7 protein-coding genes are annotated in these 17,619 nt (G+C 71.8%); 1 reads left to right on the top strand and 6 read right to left on the bottom strand.

The window, feature by feature from the left end; all coding sequences use genetic code 11:
* Positions 1-257: 257 nt before the first annotated feature.
* The 3 genes from DQ392_RS21875 to DQ392_RS21865 form a co-directional block, all read right to left on the bottom strand.
* The gene (locus tag DQ392_RS21875; protein ID WP_114017392.1) at positions 258-1,814 is read right to left on the bottom strand and encodes an MFS transporter; all 1,557 of its coding nucleotides are present in this window, start codon (positions 1,812-1,814) and stop codon (positions 258-260) included.
* Between the two features lie 113 nt (positions 1,815-1,927).
* Positions 1,928-2,542: a TetR/AcrR family transcriptional regulator gene (locus tag DQ392_RS21870; RefSeq protein ID WP_114017391.1), complete on the bottom strand. Its 615-nt coding sequence runs from the start codon at positions 2,540-2,542 to the stop codon at positions 1,928-1,930.
* Between the two features lie 60 nt (positions 2,543-2,602).
* Positions 2,603-4,018: an aldehyde dehydrogenase family protein gene (locus tag DQ392_RS21865; protein ID WP_114017390.1), complete on the bottom strand. Its 1,416-nt coding sequence runs from the start codon at positions 4,016-4,018 to the stop codon at positions 2,603-2,605.
* Between the two features lie 345 nt (positions 4,019-4,363).
* On the opposite strand from DQ392_RS21865, the gene DQ392_RS21860 reads away from it, so the two are divergent.
* On the top strand, positions 4,364-5,287 hold the full coding sequence (locus DQ392_RS21860) for an FG-GAP-like repeat-containing protein (protein WP_114017389.1): 924 nt from the start codon (positions 4,364-4,366) through the stop codon (positions 5,285-5,287).
* 206 nt (positions 5,288-5,493) lie between these two features.
* Here the strand turns inward: DQ392_RS21860 and DQ392_RS21855 are convergent, their stop codons facing one another.
* The 3 genes from DQ392_RS21855 to DQ392_RS21845 form a co-directional block, all read right to left on the bottom strand.
* Entirely contained in the window at positions 5,494-6,699 is a 1,206-nt protein-coding gene (locus DQ392_RS21855) for a cytochrome P450 family protein (protein ID WP_114017388.1), read from the bottom strand.
* 82 nt (positions 6,700-6,781) lie between these two features.
* Complete coding sequence (locus DQ392_RS21850; protein ID WP_114017387.1) at positions 6,782-7,951, bottom strand: acyltransferase family protein; 1,170 nt, start codon at positions 7,949-7,951, stop codon at positions 6,782-6,784.
* A gap of 112 nt (positions 7,952-8,063) precedes the next feature.
* The gene (locus tag DQ392_RS21845; RefSeq protein ID WP_114017386.1) at positions 8,064-17,606 is read right to left on the bottom strand and encodes a type I polyketide synthase; all 9,543 of its coding nucleotides are present in this window, start codon (positions 17,604-17,606) and stop codon (positions 8,064-8,066) included.
* Positions 17,607-17,619: the final 13 nt, after the last annotated feature.

Genomic DNA, 17,619 nt, shown 5'->3' with positions numbered 1-17,619 from the left:
AGGGAGAGGGATTATCCGGCGTCAGATGCGCCTGTGGGATCGGTCGGTCTCCCGTGACCGCGCATTCTCGTGGAGGAGGCGCGAGGCCGGACACATCTCAGCGCCGACCACTGAATGTATCGCGCATTTGGATTCCGGTGGAGTGATACGGCGAAAATTACCGAATCACTTTTCGGGAGAGCTGGAACAGGCCGCGGAGCGTGCCGTGCGCGGGCGAAGTGCCCGCGCACGGCACGCTGTGGGGGGGCGGCGGATGGTCAGGAACTCTGGGGAGGCGCCGGCGGGGGGCCGAGCGGAACCTCACGGACGAGTACCGCGGACACCAGCGCGATGACCCCGGCGACCACACCGGCGATCGCCACCACGTGCAGGCCGTCGGTGACCGCGCTCGCCCATGCTTCCTGGACCCGCGCCGGCATCTGACTGACCAGGTCCGACTGGTCCTCACTGCCCGACGAGACCAGTGCGGACGCGTCCCGCGAACCGATCTTGTCGCTCAGACTGCTGCTCAACCGGCCTGCGTACAGCGCGCCGAAGAGCGCCACCCCCATGCCCGTGCCGAGCGTCCGGGTCAGCGAACCCACCCCCATGGCAGCGCCCATGTCGCGCGGTTCGACGGACGTGCGGGTGATCAGCACCGTGTTCTGGATGAGACAGCCGAGCCCGACACCGATCGGCACCATGTACAGGGCGCCGAGCAGTGTGTTCGTCCCGGGGCTGAACAGGAGCAGCAGGACCATGCCGACCGTGATGGCGGCGCTGCCGATGATCGGGAGGATGCGGAAGCGTCCGGTGCGGCGGATCCACGCCGACCCCCTCCTCATCATCAGCACCATCCCGACCATCATCGGGAGCAGCAGGAGGCCGCTGCTGATCGAGCTGATGCCCTTGGCGTTCTGGGCGTACAGCGGCAGGAAGGTGACCGGCACGACCATGGCCACGCCGAAGATGAAGCCCAGGATCTGGGCGAGGGTGAAGTTGTGGTGCCGGAACAGCCGCAGCGGCAGGATGGGTTCGGCCACGCGCTGCTGCACCCACACCAGCGCGGCGAGCGCGATCACTCCGGCGGTGATGAGGCCGATGATCCGCGTGGACCCCCACGCGTAGCTGTTTCCCGCCCAGGTCGTCACGAGCGTGAGGCAGACGACCCCCGCGGTCAGCAGGATCATGCCGAGGTAGTCGATCCGCACCTTCTTCTTCGGCGCGGCGGGCAGCCGGACGCCGACGATCGTCGCGAGGACGCAGACGATGCCGAAGGGCACGTTGATGTAGAAGATCCAGTGCCAGCTCCACGCGTCGGTGACGAGGCCACCGATCAACGGCCCGCCGACGAGTGAGACCCCCATCAGCAGCCCGGTCCACGACCCGACCTTCGCCGACTCCTGCGGGGTCAGCATCACGCTGGTGATCGACAGGGCGCCGACCACCAGCCCGCCGGCTCCGAACCCTTGCAGGGTGCGGAACACGATCAGCTGGGTCATGTCCTGCGCCAGGCCGCACAGCATCGACCCGGCAAGGAAGAGCACCACCGACAGCAGATAGATCATCTTGCGGTCGTACAGGTCGCTCAGCTTGCCCCAGACCTGCGTGGACGCCGCGATGGCCAGCGAATACGCCGTGATCACCCAGGCCAGGGACTTCAGTCCGCCCAGATCCTCGACGATCTTCGGCAGTGCGGTGCTCACGATGAAGTTGTCCATCATGCCGAGGAACATGCCGAGCAGGAGGCCGCCGATGCCTAGCTTGATGTAGCGGTCGTTGCCCGCTGCGGACACCGTCGGCGCGGCCTTGCCGTCGGCAGTCGTGTCTGACATGCGTTCTGTTCCTTCCTGACGGGCTCGATGTCCCTGACGGGCTCGGAATCGCCCACGCTGCCTGCTTCGTCGGTACCCCCGGCGCCGGCCGGCCTCACCGGCCGCCGCCGCGGTCACCGCTCGGGCGGCGGCAGTCCTTCCGAAATACTGGTGATCACCTCGCGGAGCAGGTCGGGGATCTTCACCGGCTCGTCCGTGTGCACATAGCGGTCCATCACGGCGTTCACCGCGGTGACGGTGATGCGCGCGACGAGCCGCGGATACAGGTCGTTGCGCGCGTCGGTGCCCGTGCGCGCGGCGATCGCGTCGACGAGGTCGTCGATGGACGCCCGCGCCATGGCCTCCTGCATCTCCGGGACCAGGCTCAGCTTGCGCAACTCGACGAGCTGCTCCCGCGTCGGCCGTCCGAACGGCGCTCCGTCCGCCCACAGCGGCTCGACCATGGCCTCGGCGATCGCCGTCCACAGCGGCTCCTGGGCGGGGCGGGCCCGCAGCAGCTCGGCACTGCGGCGGATCCGGTCGCCCAGCCGGTAGGCCAAGGCTTCGTACTTGCTGGCGAAGTAGTTGCCGAAGGTGCGCGGTGACACGCCGACGCGGGCCGCGATCTCCTCCCGGACGAGGTTCTTCAGACCGCGCTCGTACATCAACTCCACGGCGGCGTCGCTCAGCGCCTTGCGTGTGTCTATCTTCTTGCGCTCGCGCAGGCCCAGCACTGGCTCATCGGACATGCAGCCAAGGTACCAGAAAATGCTCACTCGGCAAATTTGCTGATTGGGCATCCTTGCCCACTAGGCAACATTCCCCTTGTGCCGGCTGCGCACCTGGACCTCGGTGAAGGCTTCGAGCCCCAGGCGTCCGTTCTCCACGCCCACACCGCTCCACTTGTGCCCGCCGAACGGCTGGCCCGGGTGCACGGAGAAGTGCGTGTTGACCCAGGTCGTGCCGCACTCGAGGGCGGCGGCGACCTCGGCCGCGCGGTCGGTGTCCGTGCCCCAGACCGAACCGTCCAGACCGAAGTGGCTCTCGTTGGCGCGGGCGATCACCTCGTCGAGCGACGTGTAGCGCACGATCGGCAAGACAGGCCCGAACTGCTCCTCATGGACGACGCGGACGCTGTCGTCGACATCGGCCAAGACGGTCGGCCGGTAGAAGTAGCCGGGCCCCTCGAGCGGCCCGCCACCCGCCGCGACCGTCGCGCCCCGGCCTCGGGCGTCCTCCACCAGCTCGACGATCCGCTCGAACTGCGGCTCGTTGTTGATCGGGCCGAACCGGACGCCGTCGTCGAACCCGTTGCCGACCTTCGCCTCACGGGCGAGCTTCGCCATCACCTCGACGAGGTCGTCGTGCCGGCGTTCGGACACGTACACGCGTTTGATCGCGGAGCAGAGCTGGCCGTTGTTCTCGAAAGCGTGCTGGAACAGGTGCGGGGCGACGGCGCGCGGGTCCGCGTCGTCGAGCACGATCGCGGGGTCGTTGCCGCCGAGTTCGAGGGTGACCCGCTTGAGGTCGCCGGCGGCGACCGCGGCCACTTCCTTTCCCGTCGCGACACTGCCGGTGAAGCTGATCTTGCGCGGCACCGGGTGCGCGGTCATCCGCGCTCCGAGCGGGTCCGACCCGCTCACCACGTTCACCACCCCCGGAGGGAGCACCTCGCGCAGCAGCTCACCGAGCGCCAGCGTCGTCAGCGGGGTGTAAGGGGAGGGCTTGAGCACCACCGTGTTGCCGGCCAGCAGAGCGGGGCCGAGCTTCCAGCAGGCCAGCATGAGCGGGAAGTTCCACGGGGTGATCGCCGCGACCACGCCCATCGGGCGGCGCACCACCTCGACACGGGCCTCGGCGTCGTCGCGGATGACCTCGTGCGGGAGGGGCATGTCGGCGAAGTGCTTCAGCCACCATCCGGCGCCGGCGATCTCGAAAGCGGCGTCCTTGAGCGGCTTGCCCTGTTCCGCGGTGAGCACGGGCGCCAGCTGGTCCGTCCGGCGCATCAGCAGGTCCGCCGCGGCGTGCAGCGCCCGGCGGCGTGCGCGCTCGTTCTTCCGCCACGTTCCGTACGCCTGGTGTGCGGCCGCGAAAGCGGCGTCGAGCTGCTCCGCCTCGCATTCGGGAGCCGCCGCGTGCACCTCGGCCGTGGCGGGGTTGACGACATCGAACGTCGCGTTCCCGGCTACGCTCTCGCCACCGATGGTCATGGAGTACTGCCGCATGGGCTCCCCTTCGGAATCTACCGGGCGGACGGTCGAAGCTAGCGGTGGCGGTGCGGCGAAGCGTCGTTCTGGGGCGGCTGTCAGGGGCGGTCTAGGGGGCACCTGCCGCCTGTCGGCCGCCGACAGGCGCGCGTCGCCCCGGCTCCCGGGGTTTACCGGGCAGCACTCCCGGCGATGCCTCCGGTGCGGACGCCGGGACATCGTGCCGGGACCGGTCGCATGCCGTCGGGGCGCGTGAACACCGCGCAGGGGGTGATGTTCTGGGGGTATCTGGGGTTGGGCGTCGCACAGTCGTCGGAAACAATTGACGCCGTACCTGCGGTATTTCAGAATGGAGAATTTCGCGTGGCGTTCGCATTCAACAACGGCGCATGCCGTTCCTTCCGCGGTGACGGCAAGCTGGACCTGCTTGTGCGCTCAGCCGAGACCGGCGCGCTCTGGGTCTACCCGCACAGCGGAAAGCTCAACGGCACGCAGACGTACGAGGACCCGGTCAAGATCGGCGACAACTTCGGCAGAGAGCGCTTCTGCTTCATTCAGGCGTGCGACGTCACCGGTAACGGGCGCGCCGAGCTGTGTGCGTTCAGCGTAAAAGAGGTCACCGTCAACGGCGAGGTCCGGAAGATCAACACCGGTGAGAACGGCGTCTTCGGCTTCTTCCTGCTCCAGAATCTCGGTGGGCCCGGCGAGATCGGCCCGTTCGGTGAACCGACGCGCATCTCGGGCAAACGCGAGGACGACCGGTACTGGTCCACGTTCGGGTTCGCCGACATCACCGGCAGCGGCAACGACGACATCTTCTCCCGCGGTCTGGGCGCCGGCAATTTCGACTGCTTCCCGCACCTGAACGCCGGGGTGATAGCGGACGACACCTACGACAGGGAACCCCTGCCGCTGACGACGATCAACCCCGACGACTTCCCGTTCGCCATGGCCGACTTCACCGGGAACGGCAACCTGGACCTGCTGGTGCGCCGCCCAGACGGCGACATCGCCCTGTTCGAGTTCCCCGGCAAGCCGGGCGTCGAGTACGCCGACCCTGCGAGCGGCACCTGGTACACGGTCGCCCGCGGCTGGCAGGACATGAAGTACATGACACTCACCGACGTGGACCTCGACGGCAAGCCGGACCTGCTGGCACTGCGCCCGGACGGGACGCTGTCCGCGTTCGTCCACTCCGGAAGGTTCGACCCCGACAACCCGGAAAGCCTCTTCTCCGAGCCCGTCACGGTCGGTACGGGCTTCGACCGGTACGACACGATCAGCTGAGCCGTCGCGGGCAAGCGGCCGCGCGCCCCGCGCTCCGGCCGGCGGTGTCCTGCACCGCCTCCCGGGGGCAGCGCACGGGCCGCCCCCGGCGGCGGGTGGCGCCTGGACGCCGAGCGGTCCCGCCCGGGCGCTGTGCGCCTTGGGTGGGTCTCCTGACGCAGTCCACGGATCGGCGTCCCGGCGATCCGTGGACTGCGTCAGGAGGCTCAGCCGAGCGTGACCGGGAGACTCAGCAGCCGGTACATTCCCGGCCGGTCCGACCACTGTGGCTCCGGTCCGCAGAAGCGGATGCCGGGGTAGCGCTCGAACAGGCCGCGCAGGGCGACCTCACCCTCCTGGCGGGCCAGAGCCGCGCCCAGGCAGTAGTGCGGGCCGGCGCCGAAACCGAGGTGCCCGGCCGCCTTGCGTGTGACGTCGAGCCGCTCGGGGTCCTGGTACACACGCGGGTCGTAGTTGGCCGAGACGACGACCGGCATGACCGCCTCCCCCGCCGGGACCATGACGCCGCCGATCTCCACGTCCTCCGCGAGGTAGCGGACCCTGGCCGACAGCACCGGGCTACAGAACCGCATCAACTCGTTGACCGCCGACGGCCACAGCGAGGGGTCGTCGCGCAGCAGCGTGAGCTGTTCGGGATGGGTCATCAGGGCGTGCGCGCCATTGGTGATCAGGTGCGCGGTCGTCTCGTGGCCGGCGAAGACGAGGAAGATCAGCATCGTGACGATCTCCCCGTCGGTGAGCGCCTCACCGTGCTCGTCGACCTCCGCGACCATGCCGGAGAGCAGGTCCTGACGCGGATACGCCCGCCTGCTCGCGGTGAGGTCGTGGCAGTACTCGACCATCTCCCGCAACGCCGCGGGCATCTGGCGATCCATCCTCATGAACGCGTCCGACCACCGGCGCCAGTCGGCCCTGTCGGCCTCCGGCACCCCGACCAACTCGCAGATCACCGTGATCGGGAGCGGATAGCCGAGCTCCTGCACCAGGTCGGCTCCCGTGAGCCGGTCGAGGAGATTCGAGGTGATCTCCTCGACGCGTGGGAGCAGCGCTCCGACCCGGCGTGCGGTGAAGGTCCGCGAGACCAGCTTGCGGATGCGGGTGTGGTCGGCACCGTCGAGGTCGAGGAGCGTCTCGGTCAGGTGGGGCAGCACCTCGGCGGGAACGCCCATCTTCTCCAGCATCCGGCTGCGGACGTTCACCGTCGAGCTGCCCGCCGCCTCGGGGTCGGTGAACAGGCGGCGGTCGGCGAGCAGAGGCTGAACGTCCTCCTGGCGGGTGACCAGCCAGACCTGGCTGCCGTCCAGCGCGGTGGCCCGCACGAGTGGGCCCGCCTCGCGCAACTCGCTGTAGGCGGTGTGCGGGTCGGTGAGCAGCCGCCTGTCCCGCAGGTTCACGGGGTTGTTGGTGGACATGTAGGCCCCTTTCTCGTTGAGCGAAGCTGAGCGGTCATGACGCACGCTGCCGAGTGGCGGCTGTCGAGCGAGCCTTGTCCCGTCACGGGGCGCTGGGCTCGATGTGCGGCGCTGACCTGCGCCGGGGCGACCTCCACCGCTTCATGACCGGCCGCTCCACGAGGGTGAACAGCAACCCGGCAGCGGTCAGTGTGGCGACGAACATGAACACGATCACGGCGACCGCCATCGGTGTCTCCCATGTCTCGCTGCCGAGCCATTGGTGCGCGGCGGAGATCACCCGGGCGTGCAACAGGAAGAAGGCGTAGGAGACGCCGCCGAGCCACACCATGACCTGGCCGCGGAAGGGCGTCCACCGCCCCGCCAGGTCGCACGTCGCCACGGTGGGGATCAGCAGTGCCATGGGGATCACCGAGCAGGCCGTCTGGCGGAAGGACCACGGCAGGAAGGTCAGGACGTCGGGCAGCACGTATCCGGCCAGGACGATCAGCGCCACCGGAAGCGCGCCGAGGCGCACCCAGCGACCCGCCATCACGATCCGCGCCATCACCATGCCCAGCACGAACTCGAACAGGCGCGTCAGCGGGAACACGTAGACGAACCAGTACTGCGTTCTGGACACCGGGCCGAGGAAGGTCCGCGGCTGGTCGGGCAGAAGCTGGGCGACGAGCGGCACCATCCACACAGCGGCCATCAGTCCCATCGCGGTGAACCACAGCCGTTTCGCGGGGATCCTGCGCACGTACTTCACCAGCAACGGGAAGCACAGGTAGAAGAACGCCTCCACCGACATGGACCACGCGATGCTGTTGATGCCGAACTCGATGCGCTCGTCGGGGAACCACGCCTGGAGCATGAACACGTTGAGGAACCCGGAGAAGAGCCTCATGCCGGTGTCCCGGTAGAAGAGGAGCACCAGGTCGCCGACGAGCACGGCGGCCGCGAGGGAGACGAGGTAGTTGGGGTAGATCCGGAAGAACCGCCGCCGCCAGAACACGCGCGCCGTGTCGGCCGGCCTCGCCGACCAGGTGAGGATGAAGCCGCTGAGGACGAAGTAGAAGTTCACCGCCGTCCAGCCGCCCTGGTAGAAGACGGTCATGTAGGCGGAGCCGGCGTCCTTGTCGGCGAAGACCCCAAGGTTGCCGACGTGCCAGAAGAAGACCGCCATCGCGGCGACGAACCGCAGGCCGGTCAGAGACGGCAGGGGTGACGAACGGGCCCCTTCCGTGGGCGTGCTCTGGATGGCTGTCATCTCGCAATACCCCCCGGGATTGTCGGATTCATGACATGCCGATCGTGGAGTGGCTGACACAGCTCCCGCGGCGGCTGCCGGACACCGCGTGTCCGGCAGCCGCCGCGGGCGTTCACAGAGCGGTGAGCAGGTACTCGGCGAGCGTGACCGCGCTCGGGTACTCGTAGACCACGTCGGGGGCAAGCTGGACGTCGGTCAGCGCGGCGATCCGGGCACGCAGTTCGATGGCGGCCATCGAGGACATGCCGAACTCGAAGAACTCCACGCCCGGGTCGATCTCCTCGGCGGACGCGAAGTTCAGCAGCGCGGCCACCTGCGCACGCACGAGCTCCAGCACGAACGCGCCCCGCTCGTCCGGCTCGACCGCCGCGAACCGCCGGCCGAACTCCGCCGCGCTGTCGATCACCCCGGCTGCGGGCTCCTCACCGGACTGAGAAGCCGCACCGCGGTCGGAGGCACCACCGAGCAGGGACGAGCGCCCACCGTCCGAGGGCAGCCCGTCGGCGGTGACGACCAGGGTCGTCTCGCCTGCCGCGAGCGCCTGCCGGATCGCCGTGACGGCGTCCGCCGGTTCACGGACGCTGATGGCCGCGGACAACGAGGCCATCCCCGCCGCCGCCCGCCGACGGGCCAGCGCATCGAAGCCGACCAGCGCCGCGCAGGCGCTCGGCCCGGCAGCGCCCCACACCGCTTCGGCGGGGAGAAGGGTCACCAGCGCCCCCGACGCGGCCAGCCCGTGCAGGGCTTCGGCGACGTGCTCGTCCTCTCCCCGGTACAAGACGGCGGCCGGCGCGTCCCCCGCCGGCCCGCCCTGCGCGGGGTCTGCCTGGTCGACGACGATCCCCGGCTCCCCCTCCAGCTCGATGCAGGGAGCGGTCACCACGACCCGGTCCGCGCCGTTGCCCGCGGCCCAGCGCGCGAACGCGATCGCGGCCGCGTCCAGCGTTCCGGCGACCACGACGGTGCCCTCCGGCTGCCACAGCCCGCCCCGCCGCGATGGCACCCGCCGCAGCCGGGGGACGAAGGCGCCCGGCTGCCTGAGGGCGATCTCGTCCTCACCCGTGCGCCCGGACAAAACGGCGCACAACCTGGTGCGCGCCAGCCCGTCCAGGCGCGGCGGCAGGTCGACGAGCCCGACCCGGGGCTGCGGATGTGCAGCTCCCGCGGCGCGCCCCAGCCCCCATGCCCGCAGGTGCCCACGCGCCGCGGCCGGTCCGTCCTCGGACAGCGCCGTCGCACCCGAGGTCAGCAGCCACACCGGTGAGGTCCCGCCGTCGGCGGCCGCCGACGACAGCACGGCATCGGCGAACCATCCGGTGTCGTCGTCGGCCGGGACCAGGCAGACCACCCCCGCGTAGGCGGGCGCGCCCGCGTCCCCGAGGTCGTCGGCGGTCGCCGCGCTGACCTCCGCGCCGGCCGAGGTCAGCGCGGCGGCGACATCGCGCACCCGCGGATCGTCCGCCCCCGGCCCGGCGACCAGCAGCCAGGTGCCGGTCAGCGCGGCCTCGGGCGTCTGGGCCCTCGGCGTCCATTCGATCCGGTACCGGGGCAGGCGGTCGGGGGAACCGTCGCGCAGTGCCGCCAGCGCGGCCAGCAGGTCCTCGGCCCGGTGCTCGGCGGCCGGCCCGAGCAGCCGCACCAGTGCGTCCGGGTCCTCGCTGTCGACCGCCGCCCACAGCGGGTCCTCGACCGGGGTCCTGGGCGGCGCCGCGTCCGGCCAAAACCACGTGCGCTGGAAGGCGTACGTCGGCAGCGGCACCACGTCGGCGGGCCCGGCGGCGGCCCCCCAGTCCACGTCGACGCCCCCGGTGTGGGCCAGCGCGAGCGCGTCGAGGAGGGCGGCGGCCTCGTCGCGGTCGCGCCGCAGCACGGCGGCCACGGCGACATCGCCGTCGGTGACGCACTCCTGGACCATCGCGGAGAGCACCGCGTCGGGGCCGAGTTCGAGGAAGGTGGTGACGCCCGCGTCCCGCAGGGTGGCGACGCCGTCGTGGAACCTGACCGTGTCGCGCAGGTGCCTGGCCCAGTACGCGGGCGAGGTCAGCTCCTCGTCGGTGGCTTGCGCTCCGGTCACGCCCGAGATGACGGGTATGCGGGGCGGCTGGAAGGCCACGCCCTCGGCGACGGCGGTGAACTCCGCGAGTACCGGGTCCATCAGTGGCGAGTGGAAGGCGTGGCTGACGACGAGCTTCCTGGTCTTGTGCCCCGACTCGGCGAGCAGCCCCGCGATCTCCTCGACCGCCGCGGTCACTCCGGAGATCACGACGGAGGCCGGCCCGTTGACCGCGGCGATGCCGACCTCGTCGGTCCTCCCGTCGAGCAGCTGACGGACGGCCTCCTCCGGTGCTCGCACCGACACCATGGCGCCCGCGGGCGGCTGCGCCTGCATCAGGCGGCCGCGCGCCGCGACCAGCGCGGCGGCGTCCTCCAGCGAGAAGACACCGGCCACGTAGGCGGCGACGAGCTCACCGATCGAGTGGCCCGCGAGGAAGTCGGGCCTGACGCCCCAGTGGCGCAGCAGGCGGTAGAGGGCGGCCTCGACCGCGAACAGCGCGGCCTGCGTGTAGTCGGTCCGCTTGAGCAACTCGGCGTCTGAGAGGACCACGTCGCGCAGTTGACCGTCCAGGTGCTTGTCCAGCTGTGCGCAGACCTCGTCGAACGCGGCCGCGTAGACCGGGTAGGCCGCGTACAGGGCCTCCCCCATCCGCAGTCGCTGGCTGCCCTGCCCCGTGAACAGGAACGCCACCTTGCCCGAGCGCGTGGTCCCGGTGGTCAGGTTGGCCGCCGGCGCGCCCGCGATCAGCGCCTCCAGGCCCGCGACGAGCTCGTCTCGGCCCGCGCCGGTGACCACCGCGCGGTGCCGGAACGCCGACCTGGTCGTGGCGAGCGAGTGCGCGAGGTCGTTGCCTGACAGCTCGGGGTGGCGCGCCAGGTGGGCGTGGAGCCGCCGTGCCTGTCCGGCCAGCGCCTGGGCGCTCTTCGCCGACAGCGGCCAGCCCACCAGCGGTGGGCGCGCGGTCTCCACGGCGGCCTGCTCCACAGGGCGGGCGGGTGCCTCCTCGATGATGGTGTGCGCGTTGGTGCCGCCGATGCCGAAGGCGGACACACCTGCGCGGCGCGGCCGCTGTGCCACCGGCCAGTCCTGCGGCTCGGTCAGCAGCCTGACGGCGCCGGTGGACCAGTCCACGTGCGCGGACGGCTCGTCCACGTGCAACGTCGCGGGCAGCACGCCGTTGCGCAGCGCCATCACCATCTTGATCACGCCGGCCATGCCGGCGGCGGCCTGCGTGTGCCCCATGTTGGACTTCACCGAGCCCAGCCACAGCGGCCGGTCCGCCGGCCGGTCCTGGCCGTAGGTGGCCAACAGCGCCTGTGCCTCGATCGGGTCGCCCAGCGTGGTGCCGGTGCCGTGTCCCTCGACCGCGTCGACGTCCGGGGCGGACAGTCCCGCGCCGGCGAGCGCCTGGCGGATCACGCGTTGCTGGGAGGGGCCGTTCGGCGCGGTCAGCCCGTTGCTCGCCCCGTCCTGGTTCACCGCGCTGCCGCGCACCACCGCGAGCACCGGATGGCCGTTGCGCCGCGCGTCGGACAGCCGCTCCAGCACGAGCACGCCCATGCCCTCGCTCCAGCCCGTGCCGTCGGCGGCGGACGCGAACGACTTGCACCGGCCGTCCGGAGCCAGCCCGCGCTGGCGGCTGAAGTCGACGAAGACTCCCGGCGTGGACAGCACGGTCACGCCTCCGGACAGCGCGAGCGAGCACTCGCCGCGGCGCAGCGACTGGGCCGCCTGGTGCAGGGCCACCAGCGAGGAGGAGCACGCGGTGTCGACGGTCATCGACGGCCCCTCGAAGCCGAACGTGTAGGACACCCGGCCCGCGGCGACCGCCGCGGACACCCCGGTGCCGACGAAGCCCTCCAGTTCGCTGGGCAGGTTCTGCAACTGCGCGCCGTAGTCGTGGTAGGTCAGCCCGACGAAGACGCCCGTGCTGCTGCCGCGGACCGCGGCAGGGTCGATGCCCGCGTGCTCCAGCGCCTCCCAGGCGCCCTCCAGCAGCAGTCGCTGCTGCGGGTCCATGGTCAGTGCCTCGCGCGGTGAGATGCCGAAGAACGCCGCGTCGAACATGGTCGCGTCGTAGATGAACCCGCCGTGCCGGGTGTAGCTGGTGCCACGGTGTTCGGGGTCCGGGTCGTAGAGCTGGTCGAGGTTCCAGTTGCGGTCGGCCGGGAACGTCGAGATGACGTCACCGCCGTCGGCGACGAGCTGCCACAGGTCCTCGGGCGAACTCACGCCACCGGGCAGCCGGCAGCTCATGCCGACGATGGCGATCGGCTCGTCGTCCCCCACCTGCCTTGTGGCGGGTGCGCTCGCGCCGGTCCCCGCGTCGAGCAGCTCGGCGAGCAGGTACTCGGCGAGCGCGTGCGGCGTCGGATGGTCGAAGACGAGCGTCGCGGGCAGCCGCAGCCCGGTCGTGGCGTTCATCCGGTTGCGGAACTCGACGGCGGTCAGCGAGTCGAACCCGGCCTCCCGGAACGCCCGCTGGTCGTCGACGGCGTCGGCGTTCGGCAGCCCGAGCACCACCGCCGCCTGGGTGCGTACCACCTCCAGCAGCGTGCGCATGTACTCCGACTCCGGCATGCGGGCCAGCCGGTCCCGCAGCTGGGACGCCGCCGCCGCGCCCTCGCCGACGACCCGGCGCGCCGGGGAGGGCACCAGGCCCCACAGGATCGACTGCACGGCACCGACCCTGGCCGCCGCGCGCAGCGCCGTGAACTCCAGCCGGACCGGGACGAGCGTGTGCGCGTCGGCCGCGCACGCCGCGTCGAACAGCGCCAGCCCCTCCGGGGTGGACAGCGGCCCCACACCGATCCGGCTCAGGCGCGCGCGGTCGGTTTCGTCCAGCACGCCGGTCAGTCCGCTGGCCTCTTCCCACAGCCCCCAGGCCAGCGACATGGCCGGGAGGTGCTGGGCGCGCCTGCGCCGCGCGAGCGCGTCGAGGAACGCGTTGGCCGCGGCGTAGTTGGCCTGGCCGGGACCGCCGAACACACCGGCGGCGGAGCTGAACAGCACGAACGCGGACAGCGGCAGGTCTCGGGTGAGCTCGTCCAGGTTCAGCGCGCCCTCCACCTTGGGGCGCAGCACGGCATCGACCCGCTGGGGGGTGAGCGAGGCGAGGACACCGTCGTCGAGCGCGCCCGCGGCGTGCACGACACCGGTCAGCGGGTGCTCGGCGGGGACAGCGGCCAGCACCTGCGCCAGGGCCTCGCGGTCGGCCACGTCGCAGGCGACGACGGACACCGCGGCACCCAGCTCGGTGAGCTCCTCCCGCAGCCGCGCCGCCCGCTCGGTGGCGGGGCCGCTCCTGCTGGTCAGCAGCAGACGGCGCACGCCGTGTTCGACGACGAGGTGGCGGGCGACGAGTGCGCCCAGCGTGCCGGTGCCACCGGTGATCAGCACCGTGCCGGCGCGGGCCCACGGGTCGGCGGGCTCCTCGGGCTCGGGGTGCCGGGCGAGCCTGGGCACGTGGGCCACGCCCTCGCGCAGCGCGATCTGCGGCTCTCCGGAGGCCAGCGACGCGGCGAGTGCCTCCCACGACGCATGGGTCAGGTCCGTGTCGACGAGCACGAATCCGCCGGGGTTCTCCGACTGCGCCGAGCGGACGAGCCCCCAGACCGCCGACTGTGCCAGGTCCGCGGGCGCCTCCTCGGCCACCGCGACCGCCCCCTGGGTCAGCACCACGAGCGGCACACCGGCGTTGCGGTCCTCCGCCAGCCACTCCTGGGCCGCGGCCAGCACCTGCCCTGTGGCCTCCCGCACGGCCTCCGGCAGATCCGGCGCGGCGGGCCGGCCGACCACCAGGAACCCCATGTCCGGTGTACGGACGGAGGCGTCCTCGATCCGGGCGCCCGCCGCTTCCAGCGCGGACCGCAGTTCGTCCGACTCGCCGACAAGGACGCACGTCGCACCGTCGAGAGCGGGCTCCCAGCGCGCCGGCGCGGGCACCCAGTCCAGCTGGAACAGCCCGCCGCGCAGCGGATCCGCGGAGCGGTTGAGGGCTTCGGCGGGCAGCGGCCTGACGGCGAGTGAGTCGACAGACGCCACCGGCACACCGGCGGTGTCCGCCACGTCCACCCGGACCGCGCTGCCACCGGCGGGCGACAGCCGGACCCGCAGTGCGGTGGCGCCGGTGGCCTGGAGCCGCACGCCGGACCACGCGAACGGCAGCAGCGGCCCCTCGTCGCTCCCCCGGTCGCCGAGGACACCGCTGAGGGCGAGCGGGTGCAGCGCGGCGTCGAGCAACGCGGGGTGCAGCCCGAAGCCGTCGCTGTCGGCGGTGTCCTGGGGCAGGGCGACTTCGGCGAGGATCTCGTCGTTCCGCCGCCACAGTGCGCGCAGTCCGCGGAACGCGGGCCCGTACCCGACGCCCACCGCGGCCACCTTGTCGTAGATCGTCTCGGGGGCCAGTGCGGTCGCGTCTGCCGGCGGCCAGACGTCCTGGCCGAAGTGTGCCGCGGGCGCGTCGGCGGCGAGGAGACCCGTGGCGTGCCTCGTCCACGGCTCGTCCGGTGCGGCGTCGTCGCCGCGGGAGTGAACGGTGAACGGGCGCCGTCCGTCCTCGGCGGTGTGCACGGCCAGTTGGAGTTGCACGCCACCGCGCTCGGGCAGGACCAGCGGGGCCTCCAGGGTCAGCTCGTCGACGAGGCGGCAGCCGACCTCGTCGCCCGCGCGGAGGGCGAGCTCCACGAACGCGGTGCCCGGCAGCAGCACGTGGCCGCCGACCGTGTGGTCGGCCAGCCAGGGGTGCGTCTTCACGGACAGCCTGCCGGTGAGCATCACCCCCTGGCCGTCGGCGAGTGAGACGGTGGCGCCGAGCAACGGGTGGGCGGGGGCGCCGAGTCCGAGTCCGGAGGCGTCGACCGTCCGCGACGTGGTCTTCGGCCAGTAGGCCTGACGCTGGAACGCGTAGGTCGGCAGGTCGACCCGCGGCCGGGGACCGATCAGGCCCGCCCAGTCGATGTCCGCGCCACGCACCCACGCCTCGGCCAGCGAGGCCGTCAGGCGGTCGGGGCCGCCGTCGTCGCGGCGCAGCGAGCCGACCACGAGCGCGTCCGACACCCCGGCGTTCTCCAGGTTGTCCTCCGTGTCGATCTTCAGTGTGGGGTGGACGCTGGACTCGACGAAGAGCCGGAAACCCTCGGCGGCGAGCGCCTCGATGGCCGGGCCGAACCCGACGAGCTCACGCAGGTTCTCGTACCAGTACCCGGCGTCGGCCTCGGTTCCGGTGAGCCAGCGGCCGCGGACCGTCGAGTACCACGGGATGGCGCACTCGCGCGGCTCGATGGGGCGCAGCATCTGAGCGAGCCGCTCCTCCACCACCTCCACCTGCGCCGAGTGGCCCGCGCAGGACGAACCGACCTTGCGGACCCGTACGCCCTCGGCCGCGTAGGCGGCCACCAGTTCCTCCAGCGCGTCGAGATCCCCGGAGACGACGGTGGCGGACGGCCCGTTCACGGCGGCGACGCACAGCCGCCCGGCCCACCGCGTGAGCCGCTCGCCGACCTCGTCGGCGGGTGACGGTACCCATGCCATGCCACCGAGTCCGGTGATCTCCAGCAGCAGCTGGGAGCGCAGCGCCACGATCCGCGCACCGTCCTCCAGGGACAGCGCGCCGGCGACGACGGCCGCCGCGACCTCGCCCTGGGAGTGTCCCACCACCGCTGCGGGCTCCACCCCGCACGAGCGCCACACCTGCGCCAGCGAGACCATCATCGACCACAAAACGGGTTGGAGCACGTCGATGCGGTCCAGTCCCGGCGCGTCGTCGTCGCCGCGCAGCACCGCGGACAGCGACCAGTCCAGGAACGGTGCCAGCGCCTGTTCGCACTCCGCCAGCCGTTCCCCGAACACCGGGTTCGAACCGGCCAGCGCCAGGCCCATGCCCACCCACTGCCCGCCCTGTCCGGGGAACACGAACGCCGACTTCCCCAGCGGCCCCGCGACGCCCTCCACCACGCCCGCCGCGTCCACGCCCTCGCCCAGCGCCCGCAGCCCCGCGACCAGTTCCGCACGGTCGGCGCCCACCACGACGGCGCGGTGCTCGAAGGCGGAACGGCCACGGACGAGCGAAGCGGCCACGGCGGCCGGGTCCGCGTCGGCGGCGGGGTGCGCCAGGAGTGCGCGGGCCTGGCCGCGCACCGCGTCGGCGCCGCGCGCCGAGAGCACCCACGGCACCGAGGGCAGGTCCCCTGTCTCGGCGTCGTCCACCGGCGGTGCCTCGAACTCCTCCAGGATGACGTGCCCGTTGGTGCCGCTGAACCCGAACGACGACACACCGGCCCGGCGTGGTTCGCCGTCGCTGTGCCACGCGCGCGCCTCGGTGAGCAGTTCGACGTCGCCCTCGGCCCAGTCGATGTGCGGTGACCGTTCCTGCGCGTGCAGCGTCTTGGGCATGACGCCGTGGTGCAGGGCCATCACGGCCTTGACGATGCCGGCCGCGCCGGCCGCCGCCTGCGCGTGTCCGATGTTGGACTTGACCGAGCCGATCCACAGGGGCCGGCCGTCCGGGCGGTCCTGGCCGTAGGTGGCCATGAGCGCCTGCGCCTCGAGCGGGTCACCCAGTGGCGTGCCGGTGCCGTGTGCCTCGACGACGTCGACCTGGCGTGCCGACAGTTTCGCGTTGGCGAGCGCCTGCTGGATCACCCGCTGCTGCGAGGGACCGTTCGGCGCCGTCAGGCCGTTCGAGGCGCCGTCCTGGTTGACCGCGGAGCCCCGCACGACCGCCCACACCGGGTGTCCCAGCCGCACGGCGTCGGACAGCCGCTCGACGAGGAACATGCCGACGCCCTCCGCGGCCGCCATGCCGTCCGCTGCGGCGGAGAACGCCTTGCACCGGCCGTCCTTCGCCAGCGCGCGCTGCCGGCTGAACCCGATGAACGTGCCCGGGGTGGACAACACCGTGACCGCGCCGGTGACCGCCATCGTGCAGTCGCCGTCGCGCAGTGCGCGCACCGCGAGGTGCAGCGCGGTCAGCGAGGAGGAGCACGCGGTGTCGACGGTCGCCGCGGGGCCCTCCAGCCCGAACGTGTAGGAGATGCGCCCGGACACCACGCTGGGGGACACACCTGTCATCAGGTAGCCCTGCAACTCGGGTTCAGCCTGCGTCATGAGCGTCATGAACTCGCCGCTGTTCGCGCCCACGAACACCCCGGTACGGCTGCCGCGCAGCGTCGTCGGGTCGATCCCGGCGCGTTCGATCGCCTCCCACGCGGTCTCCAGGGCGAGCCGCTGCTGGGGGTCCATGCCGGCGGCCTCGCGCGGGCTGACCTGGAAGAACGCGGGGTCGAACTCGGTGGCACCGTCGATGAACCCGCCCTCTCGCACGTACGACGTGCCGACGCGGTCGGGGTCGGGGTCGTAGAGCGACTCGACGTCCCAGCCGCGGTCCTCGGGGAATCCCGTCATCGCGTCGGTGCCCTCGGCGACGAGGCGCCACAGGTCCTCGGGCGAGGCGATCCCGCCGGGGAACCGGCAGGCCATTCCGATGATCGCGATCGGTTCGTGGTCCTTGTCCTCGGCCTGCTCCAGACGCGCGCGGGTGTCGTGCAGCTCCGTGGTCACGCGCTTGAGGTACTCGACCAACTGCTCCTCGGTCGCCATCTGCGGCTACCCC

The organism is Streptomyces reniochalinae (assembly GCF_003323735.1).
Taxonomy (GTDB): domain Bacteria; phylum Actinomycetota; class Actinomycetes; order Streptomycetales; family Streptomycetaceae; genus Streptomyces; species Streptomyces reniochalinae.
The sequence above is the reverse complement of the archived record's forward strand: the minus strand, read 5'-3'. Positions and strand labels throughout refer to the sequence as shown.

Excerpts from the sequence above, each read along its gene's own strand:
- DQ392_RS21875 (WP_114017392.1), bottom strand. The coding sequence starts at position 1,814 with ATGTCAGACACGACTGCCGACGGCAAGGCCGCGCCGACGGTGTCCGCA.
- DQ392_RS21870 (WP_114017391.1), bottom strand. The coding sequence starts at position 2,542 with ATGTCCGATGAGCCAGTGCTGGGCCTGCGCGAGCGCAAGAAGATAGAC.
- DQ392_RS21865 (WP_114017390.1), bottom strand. The coding sequence starts at position 4,018 with ATGCGGCAGTACTCCATGACCATCGGTGGCGAGAGCGTAGCCGGGAAC.
- DQ392_RS21855 (WP_114017388.1), bottom strand. The coding sequence starts at position 6,699 with ATGTCCACCAACAACCCCGTGAACCTGCGGGACAGGCGGCTGCTCACC.
- DQ392_RS21850 (WP_114017387.1), bottom strand. The coding sequence starts at position 7,951 with ATGACAGCCATCCAGAGCACGCCCACGGAAGGGGCCCGTTCGTCACCC.
- DQ392_RS21845 (WP_114017386.1), bottom strand. The coding sequence starts at position 17,606 with ATGGCGACCGAGGAGCAGTTGGTCGAGTACCTCAAGCGCGTGACCACG.